This is a genomic window from Lysinibacillus sp. K60, assembly GCF_019731275.1.
Taxonomy (GTDB): domain Bacteria; phylum Bacillota; class Bacilli; order Bacillales_A; family Planococcaceae; genus Lysinibacillus; species Lysinibacillus capsici.
The window spans coordinates 265,391-289,629 of record NZ_JAASJR010000006.1 but is presented as its reverse complement, the minus strand read 5'-3'; the positions used below and the strand labels follow the sequence as shown (position 1 = coordinate 289,629).

Genomic DNA, 24,239 nt, shown 5'->3' with positions numbered 1-24,239 from the left:
AAAAATTATTTAGAACAGGTATTAGCTGATTCAGAGGTTAAAACGCTTCGTTTCTTTGGTATTGCAGGCTGCTGTGGGGTTAATTTAGGTGTAGGCTTAGAAGCACCAGCAGAAGAAGATGCAATTCAAACAATTGAAGGTATCGAAGTCGCAATTCATCCTGATATTGCACCGCAATTAACAGATGTTACGATCCATGCAGAAGAAGAGAATGGTGAGCTAGGTTTAGTATTAGTTGGATACTCACCGACATCTTGCTAACAAGTGATCCTAAATATACTGTCTGTCGTAGCAATTATTCAATCCGTTGAATGGAGGATGCAATAATGACAGTAAACCATGCTAGCGAATTAACTAAAGATTATTTTATCGCTTATTTAAAGTTAATAATGAATAGTAGAGAATACACATTGATACAGGCTAAAGAGTTTGCTTTTGATTTCTTCTTTAAAGGAGATATGGATCGTTACGGCACTTCTACATGGTTGCAATTTGAAAAAGCTATAAAAGAAATTGATAAAATCATGTGTGAAATGGAAGTGTGTTCATAACTATCACAAAAGCTTAAATAAATTACGTCTAGCTTACTGCTAGACGTAAAAAATATATTTTATATAAGGGAATGCTTATATAAAGAAAAAAGAGGAGAAGTTTATATGAAAACACTAAAAGTAATCAATCAAAATCAATCTTGTTGTACTCCTGTTCAGGACATTGAAGTCCAAGAGACTGTTAATAATTCCAATAAGAATTTACCGATTGTCATAATTGGTGCAGGTCCTATCGGGTTAGCTACTGCTGCTCATTTAGTAGAGCAAAACCAGTCATTTATTTTACTTGAAGCTGGCAATGAAATAGCACACAATATTCGTACTTGGGGGCATGTCACATTATTTTCTCCATGGCGTTATAACATCAATAGAGCTGCTAAATCATTATTAGAGGGGTCTGATTGGGTAGAACCTAACTTAGAAACAATACCTACAGGGCATGAGTTAATTGATCTTTATTTAAAACCTTTGGCAGAGTTAACACAAATAAAACCTAGTATCCGATTGAACTCAAAAGTAGTAGGTATTTCAAGACAATTAAATGATAAAATGAAATCAAAAAATCGATTAAATCAGTTCTTTAATATATATGTTGAAAAAGAGGATGACATCGATATTATTGAGGCAAAAGCAGTTATCGATGCAACGGGTACATGGGGGAACCCAAACCCAGCAAATTCTACAGGTGTTTGGCTGAAAAATGAGAAAGTATTAGCAGATCACATTGAGTATGGTATTCCAGATATAAATACGAATCCTAAGAGATATGCAAATAAGAAGGTTGCTGTCATTGGTGGTGGTCATTCAGCGATCAATACCTTATTAGCTTTGGCTGAATTACAAAAAGATAATCCTTCAACAAAGCTTGTGTGGATTATGCGTAAAAGATCTGTAGAAGAAGCCTATGGCGGGGAGGAAAAAGATGCGTTGGCAGCACGTGGCGCACTCGGTATTCGCATCCATGAATTAGTAGATACAGGAAAGATTGAGGTAGTAACACCTTTCTATATTTCACAGGTGAAAAAAGAAGAGAATATCCATATTGTAGGTACTATTAATGGAGAACAAAAAGTACTTACAGGATTCGATGAACTTATTGTTAATGCAGGAAATCGACCTGATTTTACCATGAACAATGAACTGCGTTTATCTATTGATACAGCAACAGAAAGTGTGCAAGCATTAGCGCCACTAATTGATCCTAATGAGCATAGTTGTGGCACAGTCAGAGCGCATGGTGAAGAAATACTACGCCAACCTGAAAAGGACTTCTATATAGTCGGAGCTAAAAGTTATGGACGCGCACCAACATTTTTAATGGCAACCGGCTACGAACAGGTTCGTTCAATAACAGCTTATTTATCAGGAGATGAAGAAGCGTCGAAACGTGTTGAATTAGAATTACCAGAAACAGGCGTATGTAGTATTAATCTTGTCAATCAATCAAATACATGTTGCTAATTGGGGGGATATGTTTTGTTAAATCAGTTATTTATAGTGGGAGTATATATATTAATTATCTTAATGTTATCATATATTACACATGAATATCTGGAAAATAAGTTTAGTAAGCAATGTTATTTAATATGGTTGATTTGTGTTTTTTTAACTGGACCTATAGCATTCACCATATATATTATTTGGGATAAGAAAAACAACATACCTAATACAAATGTAAAATAGGTAAGTCTAATGTGGAGAATTCTATAAAGTTTAATTAATTGACTGTTAGTGAAAGCTAGCAGTCTTTTTAAAATACTAAGGGAAATGGGATGGACAAACTTATGGAACAGATTTGGGATGACAGACATCATTACTAATTGAAATATACTTTAGGTAGCGTTTTTACTTATGAAAAAAGCTTTACTGAAAAAACATTGTAATAAATAAGAGGAGTAAGGATATGATAGGTTATTTTCCAACGCCATATGAAGATGAACTATATTACAGTATAATAGCTCGTTATCACATTCATGTAGGTAACTTGAGTAGAAAACATACAAATAAAGAACTATTTGGAAAGAAGGTAAATATTAATTTAGAATTACCAATGGGACTCGCTCATTTAGTATCCCAAATCAATATATTCTCGAAAGAATTTACTAAAGAGTATTTTATTAACCAGCATACAGTGATACCGTTTGTAAAACCCTTTAAAAGTGAAGAATGGAATGAGAAAATTTATAAAAGTGATTTTAAAAATTTATATATTTTTTTATTTAGTTACAGTAAATACAATGTAAAAAACAAGAAATATTTATATTATTGTGCAGAATGCTTAAAGGAACAGCTTAAGTCAAATGGTGAAGGATTTTGGAACAGGATTCATCAAATTCCAGGGATTTTTGTTTGTACTAGGCATAAGACTCCGTTATTAGAGTATTCGTTAAAAATATCCGAGATGGGCTTTATAAATTATTTAATTCCAACAATTGAAGATATTAGAGAACCACTTAGGAGCTATAGTGAGGAACTAATGAAATATTTGATCGATCTAGCAGAGGACGTTGAATACATTATTAGAATGAATTACAAATCGTTTTCTGAAGAGTATTATATTAGCAAATATGTAGATTTATTAGGTAAGAAAGGGTTTGCATATCCCATTAAAAAGCGAAGAGAATACTTACAAAAGTTAATAATTGAATATTATCCAACAGATTTTCTAGAGTTATTAGATTCATTTTTCAAGATAAGTGACAAGTTTTCTTGGGTTCCTAGTTTAATAAATATTGAAGAAAATAGGTCGTTACATCCGATAAGACACTTATTATTAATGAGATTATTAAGTGGATCAGCCAAAAATTATTTTGAAAAGGAGAACTCATTTAAACCTTTTGGTGAAGGACCTTGGGTTTGTATGAACCCGTTTTGCAAGAATTATTTAAAAGAGAATATAAAAAATGTGAATGTTAGAGTAAATAATTCAGATAGGAAAATTCAAGGTATCATAAAGTGTAATTGCGGTTTTGAGTACATAATTAAGGAAGGGGAAAAATCTCCTTTTGATATAAGGGATTTCCATAGAAGAATAGTAAAGCGAGGCCGAGTATGGGAACTTAATTTTAATGAATTACTTAAACAAGATCTAACACTGAACAAAATAGCGGAATTAGCAAATATATCTAGGGATACAGTAATAAGGATTAAGAATAGGGGGCATCTTTCTTCAGTTCAATTAAAAAACAAAGAAGGATTAATGAACAAACAAAAATTAAAAACGGAGTACTACAAAGAGGAATTTCTAAAAATCCGAAAAGAAAATCCAGAATATTCACGCTCTGACTTAGGTAAAGCATATACTAAAATATACGGATGGCTTTTACAATATGATAAAGAATGGTTAATTCGCAATTCTCCTTACTTGAGGAGTACTGGTAATAGAGAAAAAATAGATTACTTAGAGAGAGATAAAGAATTACTAAGCAAAGCAAAATTAATAATAGATAGTTGGTCAGAACATGAAGGAAATTTAAAGAGATTGGTTAGGAAAAGTAGGACAGGGATAATAAATTTACTTGATGTCAAAGCAAGTTATAGTTTGTTCAGTGGAAAATACCCACTTACTACTAAGTATATCAATTCGAATATAGAGACGGTTGAGGATTTTCGGCATAGAAGAATAAAAATTGTTATGGATACCAAATATAAAGACGAGATTGTAACAAAAAATATGGTTATTGAAGCAGCTAATCTTAAAAACTATATTAGAATTAATATAGAGAAACGAGAAAAATTACTAAAATATATAGAGGATTTAGTAACTATCCATAATAACAAATTCTTATAGAATAAAGCTGTGAAGAAACATATTTAAACTATAATGTAAGTACATAATTTTCGTATTGGTATACAACTTTTTTGTAACAGTTTATTGCAAAATAAGTTAATTTGATGAAAATAAGTATACGACTTTATTGTCATTTTAAAGATAAGAAAGACACAAGAATGCGGGTTTGAACATTTGTTAGTATACAACTTTATTGAAACTCTTCACCAAAACGCCAAAAGGTTGGACAGAAGCAAAGATAGCCCGTTATGTAAAAGAGGGGCGCGGGCAGGGTGAATTATCAACGTATAAGCCATGGTTAACCATTCAAGATGTTCCATCAAGTGGTCGTGTTCATCGTGTAATGGGATGGAAAACGGAGCGAGAGCATCATTTTTTATCTGATATGGAATTTAATTATTTTTGTTTATTAAATACAAATTTTATATTAGAGAATATTGAACCGAGAGAGGTTTTGTATATAATTGAAATGTCTGTAGTTATTAATTGTTTTTTTATTATTTCAGTTCCTAGAAGGGATAAATAATAAAAATAATGAAACTTATGTTTGAATTAAAATCAGTTATCCTCAAAAAATTACTAATAATACAGTGCAGTGCTTAAGACAGAGAGCTCAAGATATGATAAAAACTTAAATAAACGTCTGTAGTTTAATTAGTTTAAAGGAGGTTTGATTTTTAACTTTTATGGTAAAATAGAAAGTGTGTTCGGTTTTCGGAAACTTGATTATATATAATCTTAGCTTATTTCCAAATCGTATGAATTAGTGAAAGATTGTAATCGATTGTCCTATAAAATGAGAGGGTTTTATGCATGTTACAAAATAATTTAGTATTAAAGCAAAAAGTGGATAAGCTCTGGAAGAAATTCTGGAGTAATGGTATATCCAATCCTTTAACAGCCATTGAACAAATTACTTATCTTCTTTTTATTAAAAGAATTGATGACCTCGATTTAGAAAATAAGAATAAAGCTCAATCCGGTGGTGAATATTATAAATCGAAGTTTGAAGGCAAATTTATAGTTCCTGGTACAAAAGAGGAACTTGATAAAGAAACATTAAGGTGGAGCTATTTTAAAGGAATGAATTCTGAGGATCTAATTCCTCATATAAATACTAAAGTTTTTCCTTTTCTAAAATCATTAAGTGTGGAGACGGCTCCTTTTGCTAAGCATATGAAGAACGCTGTGTTTGCAATTTCAAAACCCAAATTGTTAGAAGAAACGATTCAAATAATAGAAGAAATTTTTGAGGAAATTAAAAAAGATTCGATTGAAAGAAATCAAAGTTTTCAAGATATCCAAGGTGATGTATACGAACTCCTTATTAATGAAATTTCTAGCTCGGGTAAAAACGGTCAATTTCGTACACCCAGACATATCATTAAACTTATAAATGAACTTTTGGAACCGGAAATTGGTAATAAAATTGCGGATCCTGCATGTGGATCGGGAGGTTTTTTACTGGGAGCTTACCAATATATTGCAACTAAACTTGATAAGAATAAAGATACCGTTATTCAAGATGAGGATGGATTTTATCGTAGTTCTGTAAGTGGTCTATTGTCAGAGGATATTAAAAATATTCTTGGAAAGAGTTTGTATGGCTATGATATTGATATAACTATGGTTCGTTTGGGTTTAATGAATTTAATGATGCATGGTATTGATAATCCCAATATAGATTATAAGGATACATTAAGTGAAGCATATAATGAAGAAAATAAATATGATATCATCATGGCCAATCCTCCTTTTACAGGTAGTGTAGATCAAAGTGATATAAACTCAAAATTAAAAGTAAAAACTACAAAAACAGAACTTTTATTTATAGAGCGTATTTATAATATGCTTCGGGTTGGGGGCAGTGCAGGAGTCATAGTGCCTCAAGGAGTTCTCTTTTCAACAGGTAAAGCATTTGTAGCTATAAGAAAAATGTTATTAGAAAAAACGGAACTTAAAGCAATTATTAATATGCCAAGTGGTGTTTTTAAGCCTTATGCTGGAGTAAGTACAGCAATACTTATTTTTACTAAAGGTGGTCAAACAGAGCATGTATGGTTTTATGACATGCAAAGTGATGGTTATACACTCGATGACAAACGTATGAAGGAATCGGGTTATGGAGATTTGCAGGATATCGTTAGTAAATATCATCAAAGAAGCGAGAAGAAAAAAAATAGTCGTTCAGATAAAAGCTTTTTAGTAGCAAAGAATGAAATTAAAGATTTAGGTTATGATTTCAGTATTTCTAGGTATAAAGAAGAAGAAATTGTAGACGATACTTATGAGGAGCCTAAGGATATAATTTTTGATATCGAAAAGTTAGAGAAAGAAATAGAAGAAAAGCTCATTGAATTAAGGAGTATATTCGATGAAATGGATTAAACTAGGAGATATTATTGATATTACTAAAGGAAAAAAACATAATTTGATTGAAAACCCTTCTAGAGATTCAAAGCGGGTAATTTTTACAGAGGATTTAAGAAGTGATGAAAATATAAAATATACAAATGATGAAGCAGGAATTTTTGTAGAGAAGAGTGATATTTTAATAGCTTGGGACGGTGCTAATGCAGGGATAGTTGAGTATGGAAAATCAGGTTTTATAGGAAGCACGATTGGGCGGTTAAGAATTAAGGAGCAAGATAAATATTATCCACCATATATTGGTGTTTTTCTTAAAAAGCAATTTAATTATTTTCAAAGAACCTCAAATGGTGCTGTTATGCCTCATATTAATAGAAATGCATTAACCAATTTAAAAATTCCAGTTGTTAAATATGTCGATCAATATCGAATAGCTCAGGTTCTTTCGCAGAGCGATTCCTTAATAAAAAAAAGAAAAGAAAGTATAAGACTGTTAGACGATTTATTACTAAGTACTTTTTTGAAAATGTTTGGTTCTAAATCAAAAAATTATCAAGAATGGCCTTTATTAGATATAAAGCAAATTGCAAAAAAAGAAAAAAATAGTATTCGTACAGGTCCTTTTGGTAGTAATTTAAAACATAGTGAATTTACCTCAAATGGTGATGTTGCTGTTTTAGGTATTGATAATGCAGTAAAGAATAAGTTCGAATGGAAAGAAGCTAGATTTATAAGCCATGAAAAGTATGAAGAGCTGAAAAAATACAAAATTTATCCAAGAGATATTATAATCACTATTATGGGTACAGTTGGGAAATCGGCAGTTATTCCAGAGGATATTCCTTTGGCTATTAATACCAAGCATCTTGCAGCTATTACTCTTGATGAATCCTTAGTAAACCCATACTTTATTTCATTTGCAATTCATTCAAGCCCTCTGGTAAAAATGCAACTATTTAAAAGAAATAGAGGAGCTGTTATGAGTGGGTTGAATTTAGGAATAATAAAGGAATTGAAGATTAAGGTACCACCTTTATCATATCAAAATAAATTTGAAGCTATATTAAAAAAAATAGAAGATATTAAGAAAAAATATGAAGATAGTCTTCAATTATTAGAAATATTATATAAAAACTTAGAGAATAAAGTATTTCTAGGTAAAATAAATTTAAACAAAATTTCTATTGAAGGATTAGAAAGTATAAAGTTTATTCAAAAGGAAGTAAAAGAAAAAAATAAAAATAAAAATCAGCAAATAGATATTATATCCATTATTAAATCTAAACGAGGCGAAGAACTAAGTATGGTTCAATTGATAAAGAGTTTAGAAAAAAGTGGATTACAAGAGTTACCTGATCATGATGAGATAAAAAATATTGTTTTTTCCTTGCTAAAAGGTCCTTCTCCTATTTTATCTCAATACTTTGATGAGATAAAAAATGAAGTTGTATTGAAGGTGAATCGATGAAGTTACTACGACTAAAAATAGATGATAAATTTAGAAGTCTTCAAAAAGGATTTGAAGTACATTTTTTTAATCCACAAATGGATGAGGAAATTCATGAATTTAATCCGTATATTTTAGTTGGACCAAATGGTAGTGGGAAATCTAATGTTTTAGAAGCACTAGCCTCTATTTTTTATCATATTGAATGTATTTATCTCAAATATCGTCCTGAAAATTTTAGATATGATGAAGAGGAAAACCCAGATGGTTTTAGAGGTGAAAAAGCTACCCCAGACGCTTTTGAATTAGAATATCTAATTGCTGTCCCAAATGAGTTAAATCATAAAAATGAAGTTGGATATGCTCATATAAAAATTGTTAAAAAGGATAATAAAAAACCTCAGATACATTGGGTTAATCAAAAAAGGTTTAGTAATGAAGAGACTTTAAGAAGTGGTTCCTTAAGTGCAAGTGAAATCAAGGAGTTACTTCCTAAGTATATTATAGGATATTCTTCTGGTGAAAATGAAATTTTGAGTTTACCATTTTATAAAATGCGGTTTATTCATTTTGATGAATATAAAGACTTCCTTATCAAGGATATTTTTTATGGACAAGCACCCGAAGGTAGATTAATTTATTTAGATGATCATTTAAGTCAAGCTATTTTATTGAGTAATCTTTTATTACAGCCTAAGGAAATTTTAGCTCCTTTTGAAAAAGAATTGAATTTAAGAGGTGTAAAAGAGTTCCGCCTTGTTATAGGAAAGCATCGGTACGAGGAAATACATGATGAACTTTTATACACACTTGATACTAAGGATAAGAGAAATACTAAAATAAGAAAAGAACTTACATCAAATCTTTTAACAACAATTGAAAAGTTGAAAAAATGTTCTACAATTAATAATACTTTATATGATGAAGAGGGTTTGAAGACCTTTTTAATACTTGATTTTTATGTTAACGAGGAGACTAAAAAAGCATTTAAATTTCATTTTAATAATAGTGCTTTAGAACTGTTTCAGGCGTTGCAAATATTATATACATTAAATTATTACATAATTAATCAAGATACTAAAGATAGATTGTACAAGTCAAAAAATATTTATTTAAAGCAAGACATGACATCGATATCTTTAGATGAGAAAAGTATTTTTCGAATAAAAGAATTTAGATTAGATAAGGACGGAATCGAAGATATAATCTACACTAAATCATTATCAGATGGCGAACATCAATTTATACATGCTTTAGGTTTATCTTTACTTTTTAAAGATGAGCCTTGTTTATTTCTTTTAGATGAACCTGAGACGCATTTTAATCCAGAATGGAGAGCAAAGTTTATTTCTTGTTTGCGTGAATGTTTTCAGAAAGAGAAGAATAAAAGTACAGTACGTGACATGCTTATAACGACTCATACACCTTTTTTAGTTTCAGATAGTCGTAAAGAATATGTACTACTTTTTAATCGGGATAATATAGATCAAGTAGTTAAAGCTACTCGCCCAAGTTTTAATACTCTAGGTGCATCAACTCATAAAATTACCATGGACTTATTTGGAAGACGTGAAACTATAGGGGATCATGCACTAAGTGAGATTAATAAATTAGAAAAGCGTTATCTAAATGGTGAAAACGTTGCAGGAATTGTAAGTGATGCACACATACTATTAGGTGATTCTGTTGAAAAAATTCTATTTATAAATAAGATTCTTAATCATGGGGATGGAAAATAATGCTTTTTGGCTATAAATATATTTCTCACAGTTTAGAGAAGGTGCAAGAGTATATTGATTTTTTATTTCTAGAAATCTGGGTTAAAGCAGAAGGTGAATTCGATATAGAAAAATTAAATGATTTGCCAGAGTTTAAGGACTTGCTTTTAGATATACAAAAAGGGCGGGTAACTAATGATTACTTGTTAGGTCCTATCTCTAGGATTTATAATCATTTCAAAAACTTAAGTGAAAAGCAGTTAAATGATTTGAGAATGGGGTATATAAAAAATAATTCAATTGAAGAATTGTGTGCTAATGTCGATGGGTATGAGCCCTTAACTTATAAAGATATTGAAGGATTTAATAAAGACTTAGCTGGTGAGTTAAAAACTTTTTTCATTAATTTATTTGAGCATGTTATACATTTAAGTGATGTTAAAAAGAAAATAGGAACAATAAATGATCATTATAAACAGCTAGTTGGTACTAATAATATAGGAATATGTCCATTTTGTGGTTTAAACGAAATCAAAGGGAGTTTTAGTTCTAAAAGGGAAGCATATGATCACTTCTTACCAAAGAGTACTTATGCCTTCAATTCAATAAATATGAAAAATTTAGCTCCAATTTGTCATGAGTGTAACTCATCGTATAAGTTAGCTAAAAATCCTTTGTATAGCGTAGATAAAGCTAAATCATCTAAAATACGAAGAAAGGCATTTTTTCCTTTTACGGAGGAAGTTATTGATATAAGCGTGAATATGGAACTTAACTCTAGTAATATTGAAAATTTACAAGGTAATGATATTGAATTAAATATTCAATCACAAAACTTTAAAGAAGAGACAGAAACATGGAAAGATATTTTTGGTATCGAAGAGAGATATAAAGATAAGATTATTAAGGGTAATGGAGCTTACTATTGGTATAGTCAAGTAACTCAAGAATTTTCAAGTTATATGTCCCCGAAAGAGGCACTTGAATTGATAAAGACAATGGCAGAGAATAATAAATTTGCAGAGCAAAACTTTTTGAAGGTTGCTTTTTTAGAAGCATGTGATAAAAGAAAGCTGATAGGCTAAAAAGGAATAAGTTTTTTAAGCAATTATTCGGAGATTGAGGAAATAAAATTGTTCGTAAAACATATACTAATGAACCTAAAAAATTAAATAACTTTATTATTCCTAAAAAGTCATCAAATGAAAGTAGAAAATAAATATGAAACAACTTTAATAACCTCCTATCAAATTAATAAATAGAACGTTACTGCATTTCTAGAAACGAAATTAAACAACTTTATTATTATTAAACATGTGAGTTATAATTAATCTTGTCACATAATTATAATTAAAAATGACATCAAATATTACCTTGATACAGCTAGAATGCTTGCTGTATCAAGGTTTTCTTTTTTCTTATTGACCTATTCATAATAGTCATAAATTATAAAAATAATTATAAAACTACATAAGCTATTTATAATTAAAATTGACATAAATCCACATTTATTAGTCGGAATAAATTTGGAAATGTTCTTTAACCAAAAAATTGATAAATGTCATTGCTATACTTTTTTAATCATCCCTATATAAAGTGGAAACAGGCGTTCTTATTCGTTTGATGATAAAACGGATATAAAAAGAAACCGAGATCGTGGTACGATTAAATAGACAGACAGCGGTGATGCTACCTGAACATGTGTAGCCACTGCGTGAACGGCAGGCTGAAGCCAAAACATGATGAATATGACTTTAAAGAATCCGCACATCAAATCCAAATGGCTGTACAAACGCATAGTATTGTTAGAATTCAGTATTGGAAGAATGGCGATTTGGATAGGTTGAAGGAACAATCAAGTAATTGCCCTTGAACAATACAGCCTATGTCACAGTTCTATCTTCACAAGGGAATAAGCAGATGTATATCCCACACAATTTATATGCCACGTAAGTTTGTAATAAAAATTGATTAGAATCGTCTCTCCTCTATATATTTTTTAGAGGTTAGATAATTTTTTTATTTGATATTTATGTAAAAACGATTGCGAAGTAATGTACTTAAACTAACGAAGCAGGAAAGTATTCAAAGAATTGTATTAAAAGAAAAAAGAAAAAGAACAAATTTATAAAATAAGTTTGAGGTTTTTTTCAAGTAATGTAAGTCAGATTTAATCTAATCAACTCTTACAAAAGGTAAGGGGAACCAGCACTTTTATCAAGGAATGCGTCTTTCTTTATCTAAAGGGCCAGATTGTGGAATAAGGAAGGTAATCAGATGATTCTTCTCGAAATTATTAGTTATGCCATATAGATGATTGGAGAGAATATAAAATGGATGTAAGGACACTTTTGTTAAAACAATGGGCAAGCTGCTTAGATAAAGAAGACTGGTTCCCACCACTTGAAAAAGTACTTGAGAATATTACTTTGGAACAGGCAATTTGGAAACCAGTAGAGGGGGCACATTCCATTTGGGAATTAGTTTGTCATTTACTTTTCTATGAAAAGAGAATTCTGTTACGCTTTCTTGGTGAAACAGCAAATGAACCAAAGGCAGAAAATAATGACGCTACATATCGATTACCAACTGAGACCTTTCTAAATTGGAAGGAAACAAGACAAGAATACTTTTCTGTTCATCGTGAACTAGAAAAAATACTAGCAAAATCAGAACTTGAAGATTTGTATAGACCAATTCCCGATGACAATCCATTAGTGCTTGAACTGAAGAGTTTAGCAATGCACAATGCATATCATATTGGGCAAATTGTATTCCTCAGTAAAATGCAAGGAGCCTGGGCAGGGAAACGCAGCTTTTAAAAAAGCTTCATTAGGTTTACAGTTATTCCATTGACGGGCGCAATTGTTGAACAACATAGCTGAAAAATGATCAAACTTTTTTATAAAAATCATACTTATCTATAAAGAGTACCTTCATTTTGATCAATCTTTATTCCAAAGCCATGTGTTTTGGGTTTTAAATAAAGTCATACCGTCTGTAAAAAAATTACACCATTTTACCTATTTAGAAAATATTAATCTAAAGGGGTGTTTTTATCCATAACGAAACACCCCTTGAAACCGAATAGGAGAGCAACATTTCAAATAATGTTCCTTGATATAATTCTCTATGTAATCTAACTATGTTTGAACAAGGAGATGGAAGCATGGGTAAGTTAACAGGCAAAATCGCTTTAGTTACAGGATCAAGTCGAGGAATTGGCCGCAGTATTGCTTTGCGTCTGGCACAAGAGGGAGCCTTTGTCGTCGTTCATTATGGGAAAAGACGTACTGAGGCAGAAGCAGTTGTTCACCAGATCGTACAAAGCGGAGGAAATGCTTTGGCGATTGGTGCTGACCTTAGTACTTTAGATGGTATTCAAGATTTATTTACTACCTTGGATGCTACTATTCCGGAATATACGGGCGGTGGCGGATTCGATATTCTTGTCAACAATGCTGGAATTGGTCAAGTTATCAGTTTAGAAGAGACGACGGAAGAATCATTCGACGAGGTAATGAAGATGAATATTAAAGCACCACTTTTTGTTACTCAGCAAGCTTTACCACGTTTAAAAGATGGGGGGCGAATTATTAATATTTCATCTTTTGTGACACGTGTAGCTTCACCAAGTGTCTTCACGTACAGTATGTCCAAAGGTGCAATCGACACATTTACGCGTATTCTAGCCAAACAATTAGGGAGCCGGAATATTACGGTAAACGCCATCCAGCCTGGAATTATTAATACAGAGATGAATGCTGAGACTTTGAAAAACCTTGATGGACAAAAATATGCAGCTGGTCTTTCAATTTTCAACAGATGGGGAGAGCCCGAAGATGTGGCAGATATTGTCGCCTTTCTTGCTTCCTCAGACAGTCGTTGGGTAACTGGTCAATTGCTAGATGCAAGTGGAGGATCTCATTTATAGAACATTAATTATCAAGCTTTGTATGGCATGGTCTTCCCCAATCAGGCACTATTGTTGTATAGGCTGTTCTGTTCTAATTGAATTCACGGAGCGGTGGATTATTAAGTTAATTAAGAACAAAGTAAAAGCGGCTCTCCACAGATATGATGTGGGAGGCCGCCTTTTTGTTATAAGCACAGTCACCATTTATTATTGGTTACATCTGATTCACTTAATTGTATAGAAACAAATTAAGAGATCTATTTAGCTTACGAAGCATTACGCAATGATTTCAGAATTACACTCAAAATGAAAACTAGTATAACTGCTCCAATAAGGGCAGGGAAGATATAGAAATCCGAAATTTTAGGACCCCAACTTCCAAGAAGCATACCACCAATCCATGCACCGATAATACCTGCAATAATATTACCAATAATTCCTCCTGGGATATCTTTACCTAAAATTATACCTGCAAGCCAACCGATAAGCCCGCCAATTATTAAAAACCAAATGAAACTCATACTATCCATCTCCTAATTTTGTATTTTAAATATTTCGTTATAGTGTTTTATAACCTTTATTGAACTCTTTCAAACTATAAGGAGGAAAAAAATAAAAATTAGGAGAAGTTTCAAAGGAGATAGCGGACATTGTCACGATACATACGCTTCATATATTGACCTTTTGTATTTACATAGCAAATAGAAAGGCAAAAACCTTTTCGTTAATGCCTTTTATTTCACTTAGCTTAAATGGATCTTTTATAAGCATTCATTGTCGAAGTGTATTGAAATATTTTGGGGTTCACTAGTCCCTCACGTAAATCCATCATCCCTAATTGCCCCATTCTACTCAGTAAAGGAATCAACCAACTACCACTTGGGGCACCTTGGAGCACTTTAATTTGGTCGGGTGATAACTTTGAAATTTTACTAGCATTAATTGGTTCTTTTGCAGTTTCTATTGTTTCTTGAAAAGCTTTCAAATCAGTTTTATACATATTTACGCCAGTTTGTTCCGTAAAACCTTTATATCCGTAAGCTCCTTGAAGGATAGTTAACCTTATACTCATATCTTCCATAGAAACCATCTTTTAATACACCTCTCTCTTCATAGTATTCAAGCATCTTCATATATCTGCTCTTTTATATTATCTGTAACACACTTTTATCATCGGGTGAAAAACGAAATTTATTAACATTATTTAACAATTATTAGTTTATTTAATTAAAAGTTAAGGCTGTAACTACACATAATTAATCGGCTAAAACTTTCCTGTTAGATAAACAAAGTATCTGATTATCTAATGGGGGTTTTTATATTTTTAAGGCTTTTGAATTATAGTATAATCAAGAAATTAAGTGGATTGAAACTAGGCCTTCCTCTGTTATTTTGATAAGTTTTTATGATATTTTTAATTAAAACAATCATGCCAGTCAAATTACCATGAGTTCGCCTATACTACTTAATGAACGATAGCTATTAATTACGGCACTAAAGGTATTTAACCTTTCGATTAAGCACTTGGGAAGTTATTCTGGAATTAAAAATAAATTACTCAAATAGGAGAAAGGTGGTTTGAAATATGAAAATCCGTAAGATTGATCATGTGGGGATAATCGTCAATGATCTTCCTTCAGCTAAAGCATTTTTTCTTGACTTTGGCCTTGAGGTGATAGGGGAAGGAAAAGTGGAGGGTGAATGGGTGAAGAGGATGGAGCAGGTAATAGGGCTTCAAGATATTAAAGAGGACGCTGCAAAATTGCGAACGTCAGCTAGTGACGCAAATCTAGAAATAGTAATGTTGCGAACACCAGACGGTGAGGCGAATATTGAACTTGTAAAATTTAACGCGCCATCAAGTGAAATAGGCATCCAGCATCCTCTAGCAAATACTATGGGTATCCAGCATATTGCCTTCAATGTTGAAGATATTGAAGCCCTCGTTAACAAATTGGTAAAGACGGGCGCAGAACGTATTAGTGACATTTATAGGTACGAAAACGCCTATAAATTATGCTACGTTCGTGGGCCAGAAGGAATTATTTTAGAGCTCGCTGAAGAAATCAAATAGTATAGCTAATCAACAAGTTTGTTGATATGAAAAGAAACCACTGAAATGGTTTCTTTTTTTCTATAGGGAGCTAATACTATTTTCTCTCTTGAGATTCTAAATTGATCATATAGTCGAAATAGATAAACCCTAAAATGAATAATTCTTCACTAAAAAAAACCAAAAGGCTTTCATAATCCTGATTATTGACATTTATCCAAATAAATTATTGCGTTTTTTTCATTGTTTCGCCCTTTCATAAAATCTATAATAACTCTGTAAATGATAATCATTTTCAATTAAAGGTAAATCTGAAAGGGGCAACAAATATGAAGCAATATATAGGAAAGCGAATTATACTATGGGGGAGTTTCCTCCTGTTGCTATTGATATTAGCGGCATGTAGTTCTAATAGCAACACATCTGAGGCGCAGGAAAAGGAAAACGAGAAAAATACTCAATCTGATGTGCAAGCAGAGGAAAGTGAGACAGCTGTTCAATATACAACGATTACAGGTGAACAGGTTGAAATACCTGCAGATCCAAAACGAGTCGTTTATATTGGTCAGACAGTTGGTGATTTCTTGGCGATGGATATTCCGGTTGTTGGTAATAATCTTCCCAAAGATTCTCCTAGTTACTATGAAGGCAAACTTGAAGGAATCGTTGATATTGGAAATCCTGCTGACTTAGAGACGATTTTGACTTTAAAACCTGATCTAATTATTAATGGCTATTACAAGGCGGATCCAAATCTTCATGAAGAATTATCAAAAATTGCTACTACGATTCCCTTAACCCTGCTCTTCCTTATACAGAACGAGTAAAAGAGATGGGGAATATCCTAGGTAAGCACGAAGAAGTAGCTCAATTGCTTGCTAAGTTTGAAACAAAGTCTAACGAAATGTTTGACAAGTTTCCATTAACAGAAGGGGAGACTGCAACAGTTTTCTATCAGCTAGGTAAGACGCTTTATGTCATGGGTGATCGTAGCCTAGGTGCTATTATTTATGGAAAAAATGGCTTTGCTGTTCCACCAGCAGTACAGAAGAATATTATTGATGTAGAAGGGGTATCTTTCCTAGAGGTTTCCGAAGAGGTGCTTTCTGAGTTTGCTGGTGATCATTTGTTTGTCATTGTACAAGAGGATAGTGAAAGTGAAGCACAAGCTGATCGGTTGCTACAAAGCCCTATATGGGGAACTTTGCCTGCGGTCAAAGAGGGAAAAGTTTATGTTGTTCCTAATGAATGGAATACAGATAATTTATTAGCTTTGGAGCAATTGTTCCAAAAGCTACCAGCGTGGATGCGCAAACAGTAAAAAATGTATCCGCCCAATCAATTTTTAAACCGCTAGTATTCTAAATAGCTCATACTCGAACAATCGTTAATAGTGGGTCATTATATGTTACAATAACGATAATGAGAATCATTTTCAATGTTTGGAGAGTTGCTTATGAATCTGTCATCCTTATATATTAGACTACAACACTATGATCGATTTCAAGTTGACCGACTAATGTCAGCTAATAGCCATAATGAGGGAATAAATAATCATGAAACAAATTTATGTACATTATTGATAGCACTCAGTCCTGACATACGACTATATGTAGACAAAATGGCAATCGATCTACGACAAGGAAGCTGCACGCTCATTTTACCTGTACAAAGCTACACGGTAGAGTCAAGAAACAAAGAGGCACAGCTTGCTCGCTTTACCTTTGAAACCTTTGAGGTAGAAGGAATGACCTTGAACCGAATTGCTCATCCACCCTTGCTTTATGGTTATCCCTATCATCTGTTATTTTCTCAAGTCAAGCAGGTATTAGGAAATGAAGCATGGATAAATAATCGATTTTGTACCTCTCTATCCACATTAGAAATGGCCATGTTGCAAGGTAGACTTCAGCAAATTCTAGCTATGATGGTTCAGTTAGATGAACAAGCTAACCTGTTACAGAACGAAGAAAAGACAAAATTGGTTCAACAAACTGTACAGTACATAGAACAGCATTATGATGAGGACTTGACAGTTGAACAATTAGCTAACATGGCTGGAATGGTAAGATGGCAATATAGTCAAAAGTTTAAAGTATTGACCGGTAAAAAGCCGACTGATTATTTGACTTATGTACGTATAAACCAGGCAAAAAAACTTCTTAGTAATTCCACTGAGCCATTGAGAAAAATAGCTCGACAAATTGGGTTTAAGGATGAATATTATTTTAGTCGATGCTTTCATAAATTAACTGGAAACACCCCACGTGAATATGCAAACATTCACCTTTATACTCCAGAAAGAACAGTTATCGATTCATTTGGTAGAAAGATTCATGTTCCTAAAGATGCAACACGTATTGTGGCTGATGGCAAATTTACACTTGGGGAATTACTTGTTCTAGGCATACCCCCTATAGGAGCGGCCATCTCAATCATGAAAGATAACGTGGTTTATCACAATAAATTAAGGAACATTCATAGTATTGGGCATTGGGTCGATCCGGATAAAATAGCTCAGCTGCAGCCAGAGTTATTATTGCTTAGCTATTTTCATCCTGAACATGATTTGCAGAAACTAGATGCGATTGCGCCTACTATTATACTGAGTAGCAAGCTTAGTCTATTTGAGCGGTTACGATATATTGCTAAACTATTTGAACGGAGTAAAGCGGCAGAGAAGTGGATTACTACATATGAGAACAAAGTAAGATTGTTACGTAGGCAATTAGCAGATGTTTATGTTGCTGGGGAGACGGCGACTGTTTATCTCAAGTTAGATACTAAATATTATGTTATGTGTCAGACTGGATTGGCTGCCAGCTTGTATGAATCTCTTGGCTTTCGTCCTACTCCTAAGGTAATGCTGCTAATCGAATAAGGGCAAGCATGGATAGAAATTCAGCAGCATCAAATAAATCACTATGCTGGAGAGCGTAATTTTATCTTGTCTTCCCCCCAAGAATTACTAACGATTACTCACTGTCCACAAATCGCCACGTTAATCGAGCTAGCTCCAGGTAAGACTCATTTCATAGATTTTACATGGAATCATTGTGATCCCATTACACGTGAACGGTTGTTAGAGGTACTACCGTCTATTTTTAAGAAGAAAATTATTCGATAATCAAAAATTAAAACTCGATACATTAGCTGGATCGAGTTTTTGCCATTAATCGTATAATTGCTCAAAAAATAATCCTGATATAAATCTTTAAAGCCTGTATGAAATTTCTGGTATAATTACATATATCTATGTTTATTTTAAGGAGTGATTTTATGAAAAAGCTATTTATAATAACTAGTTACTTAGGGTTTTTTATAGTAGGAGGTTTGACTTTTACCTACTTTTCAACAACGGAAGCAGCAAGTGACCTTAAAAAGATTAGCGTGTCTCAGGATCCAATTAATTACTATGTAGATAAGGTTGAGAAAGTACCGCCAGAAGGTCAAGCTGGATTTAATTATCAAGGCACAATATATGTCCCAATGCGATTTATTGCTGAATCTTTAGGTGAAGAAGTAACATGGGATGGGAAAACAAAATCCGTTTATATTGGTGATGTTCCAAAATTCATCGCTTTAAAAGATGTAAAACCTATTGGAAGTGATGAAGACCACTTCTTCCACAATCCAAGCTCTGTCATTATTAGTACAGGTGAAAAATTTGAGCGATCCTATCAGCTTGGTGGTTATCATGGAGGAGGCGCAGTTCAAGACCATGCAGTGGAATACTTAGCCAATGGAAATTACAAGGGATTCGAAACCTATTTGGCACCAATTAAAAAATTAGCAGCTAATTCCTTTGGAGCAGGTTTCTTGAAAATTTACGCAGATGGTAAATTAGTTTTTGATAGTGGAGCAATCAAAGATAAGGTAAAGGTTCATGTTAATTTAGATGGAGTTTCAAAGGTGAAGTTTGAACTGGAAGGCAGTGGTTTAGGTATATTAGATCCTAAATTTATTCAATAAACCTTCTGCCTATTAAACAAAAAAGACGATGACATACTAATTTGTCATCGTCTCATTAAATTTAACCTCTTCATAACTATTTCAAAATAGAGAAATGTCAATACATATTTGTAAATATTTGCACTTTTACTTATAAAATAGTTGGATAGTATATGGTATAATTTCATACGATACTGATACATAAAATAGGAAAAGGGAGAGAAAAGAATTTGATGAAAAAGATGATGAAACGAACGAGTGCAGCGTTGCTTGGTGCCTCATTAATGCTGACGACAGTTGTCCCTGTGATTCATGCTGAAGAGCAAACAACACCCCTAGTACCGTCGATAAGCGAATGGGCAATAGAAACATTAAATGAGGGCGAAAAATACGGGATCTACTCAACTGATTGGTACTTCGATGGTTTTCTTCAGGAAATTCCAGTGGACAAAGTAAATGAACTACTAGCTTTAACAGAAAAGAAGATTGCCTCTCTAGGCTTAGCTGAAAATAAACAATACAAACCAGTAAGTGTGAAAAACGATAATACACGTGGTGATATTGTCAATCGCTTGTATAATATTGTAGCACGGTATGATTTACCTGTTGGTACAGATGCTGTTCAATTTATGAAAGAGCAAAATATATTACAAGGCTCTCCAAATGGACTGCAGCTAGAGAAAAAGGCAACGACTCAACAGGCTGTTTTACTAGCTGTTCGTTTCATTCAGAGTACATATGCACTTGCAGAGCAAGGATCTAAAGGAGTAGCCTGGGTAGTAGAGGACGAGGATACGCTTATCTACTTATTAGGTTCTATTCATTTAGGAACACCAGACTTATATCCATTCGATAAGAAATTAGTAACGGCGTTCGATGAATCGGATGCACTGCTAGTAGAGGCGAATATCTTGGATACGGAAGCACTTGAATACTATTCAGAAAAAGCAATGTATACAGACGGCTCAACATTGAAAGATGCTGTAGCACCAGAAACATATGCGAAGCTTGAACAAGTGGCAAAGCTTTATGGTCTTCCAATGGACCAGCTAACAGTTCAAAAGCCGTGGATGCTTTCTAGCACATTATCGATGCTAGCTATGGACGATTCCTTTGGTATGACACCACAAGAGATGGCAATGCACGGTATCGATATATACTTTTTATTAAATGCACAGTTGCAGCAAAAGCCAGTGATTGAATTAGAAGGTACAAGAGCACAGGTTGATATGTTTGAAGGATTATCACCAGAGGCACAGGAGCAGTCATTAGTCGCTGTACTGGATAGTATCATTCATCCATCGGAAGAAAATCAATCTGAAGTACTTCAAGAGTGGTTTACAAGCTGGAAGCAAGGAAATGTTGAAGAGTTTGCAAAAAGCTTCCAAGCAATGGAAGGTACATCGTCTGAATTTAATGAAATGCTATTTGGTCTACGTGATGAACAAATGGCCAAGAAAATCATGAATGTACTGGAAGAAAAAGAAGGTAAGTACTTTGTTGTTGTTGGTTCAGGTCACTTCCTAATCGATAAAAATATTCGCTATCATTTAGAGAAAAACGGCTACAAGGTAAAGCCATTTTATCAATAAAATAGATTGCCCTCGTAAAAGGATAGATTATTTTCTGTCTTTTACGAGGTTTTTTTATGCATGTAAGACAATAATGGTCATTTGACCCTAACAATCTAAATAATCGGATTATTGTTGCAACGTAAAAAAAATCGTGTTAGTATTAGTAAAACGTTTTACTAAAACGTTTTACTTGTGAAGGGGATGAACATATTGAGAAATAAACGAATTGCAACGATTGGGGATGCAATGGTCGTTTTTAATCCATCTAAGACAGGTCCTCTACGTTTCGTTCCTTCCTTTGAGCGAGCTGTGGGTGGTGCAGAATTAAATTTTGCGATAGGTGTTACGCGTTTAGATATGGAAGCAAAATGGATTAGTTGTATTGGAGACGATGAATTTGGCAAATTAATTTATAACTTTGCGCGTGGTGAAGGGATTGATGTATCACATGTCTTACGAACACCACATATTCCAACGTCTATCTACTTTAAGGAGATTCGGGAAGACGGTGCAGGTAAATCGTTTTACTACCGCAACCCATCACCTTTACTGGAGCTGACAAAAGATCGTATAGATGAGTCAGTACTGGATGATGTGGACCTATTACATATTAGCGGCGTGTATTTAGCAGTATGTGAACATAACATTGAAGTTGCATTGAAATTAATTGCTTTAGCACAGGCGAAAAATATTCCAATATCTTTTGATCCAAATTTACGTTTAAAACTATGGACTATAGAAGATGCCCGAGCGGTATACGAAAAAGTGTATCCATCTATCAATCTTCTGTTAACAGGACAGGATGAATTTGAGCTTTTATTTGAAGGGCGTACAGTGAAAGACGTTCAAGAGAGTTATAAAATAGATGAAATTATTGTGAAAAAAGGTGAACAAGGCGCCACGGTTTATACAGCCACTGAACAGTACGATCGAGAAGCATTTTCCGTTCGTGCCATTGATACAGTTGGAGCAGGGGATGCATTTGATGCTGCCTATGTCTATAGCTATTTAAATGGTGATGATATCGTAGAACGCCTCCGTTTAGCTAATGGTGCAGGTGCATTGGTAGCAACAATTAAAGGAGATAATGAAGGGCTTCCATCCCTGCAAGAATTAAGGCAATTTATTGGTGATGAAAAACTAATTGAGCGTTAGGAGTTGTCAGGAATGCAAAAAATCGAAATTTTGAAAGCGTTGTCAGATGCAAAAATTGTAGCTGTTATTCGTGGGGATTCACCTGAAGAAGCGACGGAAATTTCAAAAGGTGCTATCTCAGGTGGCATTCGAGCAATCGAAATAACGTATACAACGCCTTTTGTTGAAGAAACTTTTAAAGCATTACGCAATAGCGATGCAATAATTGGAGCTGGCACAGTTTTGGATGTTGAAACTGCACGCCATGCGATTTTAAACGGTGCCAAATTTGTTGTTAGTCCAAGCTATAACGCTGCAATTGCAAGGCTTTGCAATCGCTATAGCATTCCATATTTACCAGGCTGTATGACCATTACAGAAATGGTGACAGCACTTGAAGGTGGAAGTGACATTATTAAACTATTCCCGGGAAATCAATTTGAACCAAACTTTATTAAAGCCGTTAAAGGGCCTCTACCACATATCACAATTATGCCTACAGGTGGTGTTGGTTTGGCTAATATGAATGAATGGTTAGAAGCAGGCGCAGTTGCAGTTGGGATTGGAAGTGATTTAAATAAAGCATTTGTAAAAGATGGCTATGCAGGTGTAGTGGAACGTGCCAAAGCATATATCGAAAATCTATCAAACTAGGAGGTAATGACGTATGAATATGACATTTAGATGGTATGGTCGTGGCAATGATACAGTGAAATTAGAAGATGTGAAGCAAATACCAAATGTAAAAGGTATTGTTTGGGCACTCCATCACCTACCAGCAGGAGAGGTATGGACTAAAGAGGCTATTCAAGATGAAGTTGACTATATTCAATCGTTCGGATTCCATACAGATGTCGTGGAAAGTGTCAATGTCCATGAAGATATTAAATTAGGATTGTCAACACGTGATCAATATATAGAAAACTATAAACAATCTATTCGCAACCTTGGTGAAGTGGGTGTCAAAGTTATTTGCTATAACTTCATGCCCGTATTTGATTGGACACGTACAGATTTATTCCATCCATTAGAAGATGGCTCAACGGCTCTCTATTTTGATAAGGAAAAGGTCATGAACTTAGATCCACAAGAACTGGTGAATGAAGTAAGCGCATCTTCGGATTTAACCCTTCCAGGATGGGAACCAGAACGATTAGCTCGACTTTCAGAATTATTTGAGCAGTACAAAGAAGTAGATGAAGTTAAACTTTGGGATAACTTAACTTACTTCTTACAAGCTATTTTACCAGTTGCGGAAGAGGTAGGTATTCAAATGGCGATTCATCCAGATGATCCACCGTATTCAATCTTTGGCTTACCTCGCATTATTACAGGAGCAGAAAGCTATGAAAAATTAATTAAAATCTCTGATTCCATGGCAAATGGCTTTACGTTCTGCTCAGGTTCAATGGGAGCAGACCCACAAAATGATATGGTAGCCATCGCTGAAAAATATGCATATCGTGCTCCGTTTGCTCATATCCGCAATGTCAAGATTATGGAAAATGGTAGTTTCTTTGAAACATCACATTTTACATCGGATGGCTCAATGGATATTAAAAATATTGTCCGTGCATTAAATGACCAAAACTATGAAGGTTATGTACGTCCAGATCATGGTCGTCATATTTGGGGAGAACAATGTCGTCCAGGCTACGGCTTATATGATCGAGCACTTGGCATTATGTATTTAAATGGACTTTGGGATGCTTATGAAAATCTGAAGAAATAGGTG

At 33.6% G+C, this 24,239-nt stretch carries 18 protein-coding genes and 3 pseudogenes; 19 read left to right on the top strand and 2 right to left on the bottom strand.

Annotation, left to right across the window (positions count from 1 at the left end; genetic code table 11):
* The 11 genes and pseudogenes from HCH28_RS15480 to HCH28_RS15430 all read left to right on the top strand — a co-directional run.
* Positions 1-261: Fe-S cluster assembly protein HesB (locus tag HCH28_RS15480; protein WP_221681804.1), on the top strand; the 261-nt coding region annotated here is incomplete at its 5' end.
* 65 nt (positions 262-326) lie between these two features.
* Entirely contained in the window at positions 327-551 is a 225-nt protein-coding gene (locus tag HCH28_RS15475; protein ID WP_009370514.1) for a hypothetical protein, read from the top strand.
* Between the two features lie 105 nt (positions 552-656).
* Entirely contained in the window at positions 657-2,012 is a 1,356-nt protein-coding gene (locus tag HCH28_RS15470; protein ID WP_009370513.1) for an FAD-dependent oxidoreductase, read from the top strand.
* 442 nt (positions 2,013-2,454) lie between these two features.
* On the top strand, positions 2,455-4,341 hold the full coding sequence (locus HCH28_RS15465; protein WP_009370511.1) for a TnsD family Tn7-like transposition protein: 1,887 nt from the start codon (positions 2,455-2,457) through the stop codon (positions 4,339-4,341).
* Positions 4,342-4,534: 193 nt separating this feature from the next.
* Positions 4,535-4,753 (top strand): annotated as a pseudogene (locus tag HCH28_RS15460) (TnsA endonuclease N-terminal domain-containing protein); the annotation flags it as partial.
* Between the two features lie 401 nt (positions 4,754-5,154).
* Positions 5,155-6,729: a type I restriction-modification system subunit M gene (locus HCH28_RS15455; protein WP_221681803.1), complete on the top strand. Its 1,575-nt coding sequence runs from the start codon at positions 5,155-5,157 to the stop codon at positions 6,727-6,729.
* Positions 6,716-8,179, top strand: a complete 1,464-nt coding sequence (locus HCH28_RS15450; protein ID WP_221681802.1) for a restriction endonuclease subunit S — start codon at positions 6,716-6,718, stop codon at positions 8,177-8,179. Before HCH28_RS15455 ends, HCH28_RS15450 begins: the two co-directional genes overlap by 14 nt.
* Positions 8,176-9,897 carry a restriction system-associated AAA family ATPase gene (locus HCH28_RS15445; protein WP_221681798.1) on the top strand — a complete coding sequence of 574 codons (1,722 nt, stop codon included), beginning with the start codon at positions 8,176-8,178 and terminating at the stop codon, positions 9,895-9,897. The genes HCH28_RS15450 and HCH28_RS15445 overlap by 4 nt, the downstream gene beginning before the upstream one ends.
* Positions 9,897-10,961, top strand: a complete 1,065-nt coding sequence (locus HCH28_RS15440) for an HNH endonuclease (protein ID WP_221681796.1) — start codon at positions 9,897-9,899, stop codon at positions 10,959-10,961. Before HCH28_RS15445 ends, HCH28_RS15440 begins: the two co-directional genes overlap by 1 nt.
* A gap of 1,248 nt (positions 10,962-12,209) precedes the next feature.
* A complete protein-coding gene (locus HCH28_RS15435; protein WP_221681794.1) occupies positions 12,210-12,698 on the top strand; it encodes a DinB family protein in 489 nt (162 codons plus the stop codon).
* A 347-nt stretch (positions 12,699-13,045) separates the two neighbouring features.
* Entirely contained in the window at positions 13,046-13,810 is a 765-nt protein-coding gene (locus tag HCH28_RS15430; RefSeq protein ID WP_221681792.1) for an SDR family oxidoreductase, read from the top strand.
* A 248-nt stretch (positions 13,811-14,058) separates the two neighbouring features.
* On the opposite strand, the gene HCH28_RS15425 is transcribed toward HCH28_RS15430, so the two are convergent.
* Positions 14,059-14,313: a GlsB/YeaQ/YmgE family stress response membrane protein gene (locus tag HCH28_RS15425; protein WP_004225307.1), complete on the bottom strand. Its 255-nt coding sequence runs from the start codon at positions 14,311-14,313 to the stop codon at positions 14,059-14,061.
* 227 nt (positions 14,314-14,540) lie between these two features.
* A complete protein-coding gene (locus HCH28_RS15420) occupies positions 14,541-14,882 on the bottom strand; it encodes a hypothetical protein (protein WP_221681790.1) in 342 nt (113 codons plus the stop codon).
* A gap of 495 nt (positions 14,883-15,377) precedes the next feature.
* On the opposite strand from HCH28_RS15420, the gene HCH28_RS15415 reads away from it, so the two are divergent.
* The 8 genes and pseudogenes from HCH28_RS15415 to uxuA all read left to right on the top strand — a co-directional run bounded on the left by HCH28_RS15415 (position 15,378) and on the right by uxuA (position 24,236).
* Positions 15,378-15,866 (top strand): VOC family protein, encoded by a 489-nt coding sequence (locus HCH28_RS15415; RefSeq protein ID WP_221681788.1) that lies wholly within the window; start codon positions 15,378-15,380, stop codon positions 15,864-15,866.
* A gap of 308 nt (positions 15,867-16,174) precedes the next feature.
* Positions 16,175-17,166: pseudogene (locus tag HCH28_RS15410) on the top strand (ABC transporter substrate-binding protein).
* Between the two features lie 135 nt (positions 17,167-17,301).
* A pseudogene (locus tag HCH28_RS15405) lies at positions 17,302-18,972 on the top strand (helix-turn-helix domain-containing protein).
* Between the two features lie 152 nt (positions 18,973-19,124).
* Positions 19,125-19,817 (top strand): stalk domain-containing protein, encoded by a 693-nt coding sequence (locus HCH28_RS15400; protein ID WP_221681786.1) that lies wholly within the window; start codon positions 19,125-19,127, stop codon positions 19,815-19,817.
* Between the two features lie 212 nt (positions 19,818-20,029).
* Positions 20,030-21,388, top strand: a complete 1,359-nt coding sequence (locus tag HCH28_RS15395) for a TraB/GumN family protein (RefSeq protein WP_255601542.1) — start codon at positions 20,030-20,032, stop codon at positions 21,386-21,388.
* A gap of 183 nt (positions 21,389-21,571) precedes the next feature.
* The gene (locus tag HCH28_RS15390; protein ID WP_112116859.1) at positions 21,572-22,525 is read left to right on the top strand and encodes a sugar kinase; all 954 of its coding nucleotides are present in this window, start codon (positions 21,572-21,574) and stop codon (positions 22,523-22,525) included.
* 12 nt (positions 22,526-22,537) lie between these two features.
* A complete protein-coding gene (locus tag HCH28_RS15385) occupies positions 22,538-23,158 on the top strand; it encodes a bifunctional 2-keto-4-hydroxyglutarate aldolase/2-keto-3-deoxy-6-phosphogluconate aldolase (protein WP_048393953.1) in 621 nt (206 codons plus the stop codon).
* A gap of 13 nt (positions 23,159-23,171) precedes the next feature.
* Positions 23,172-24,236 carry a mannonate dehydratase gene (gene uxuA / locus HCH28_RS15380; RefSeq protein ID WP_221681776.1) on the top strand — a complete coding sequence of 355 codons (1,065 nt, stop codon included), beginning with the start codon at positions 23,172-23,174 and terminating at the stop codon, positions 24,234-24,236.
* Positions 24,237-24,239 lie beyond the last annotated feature (3 nt).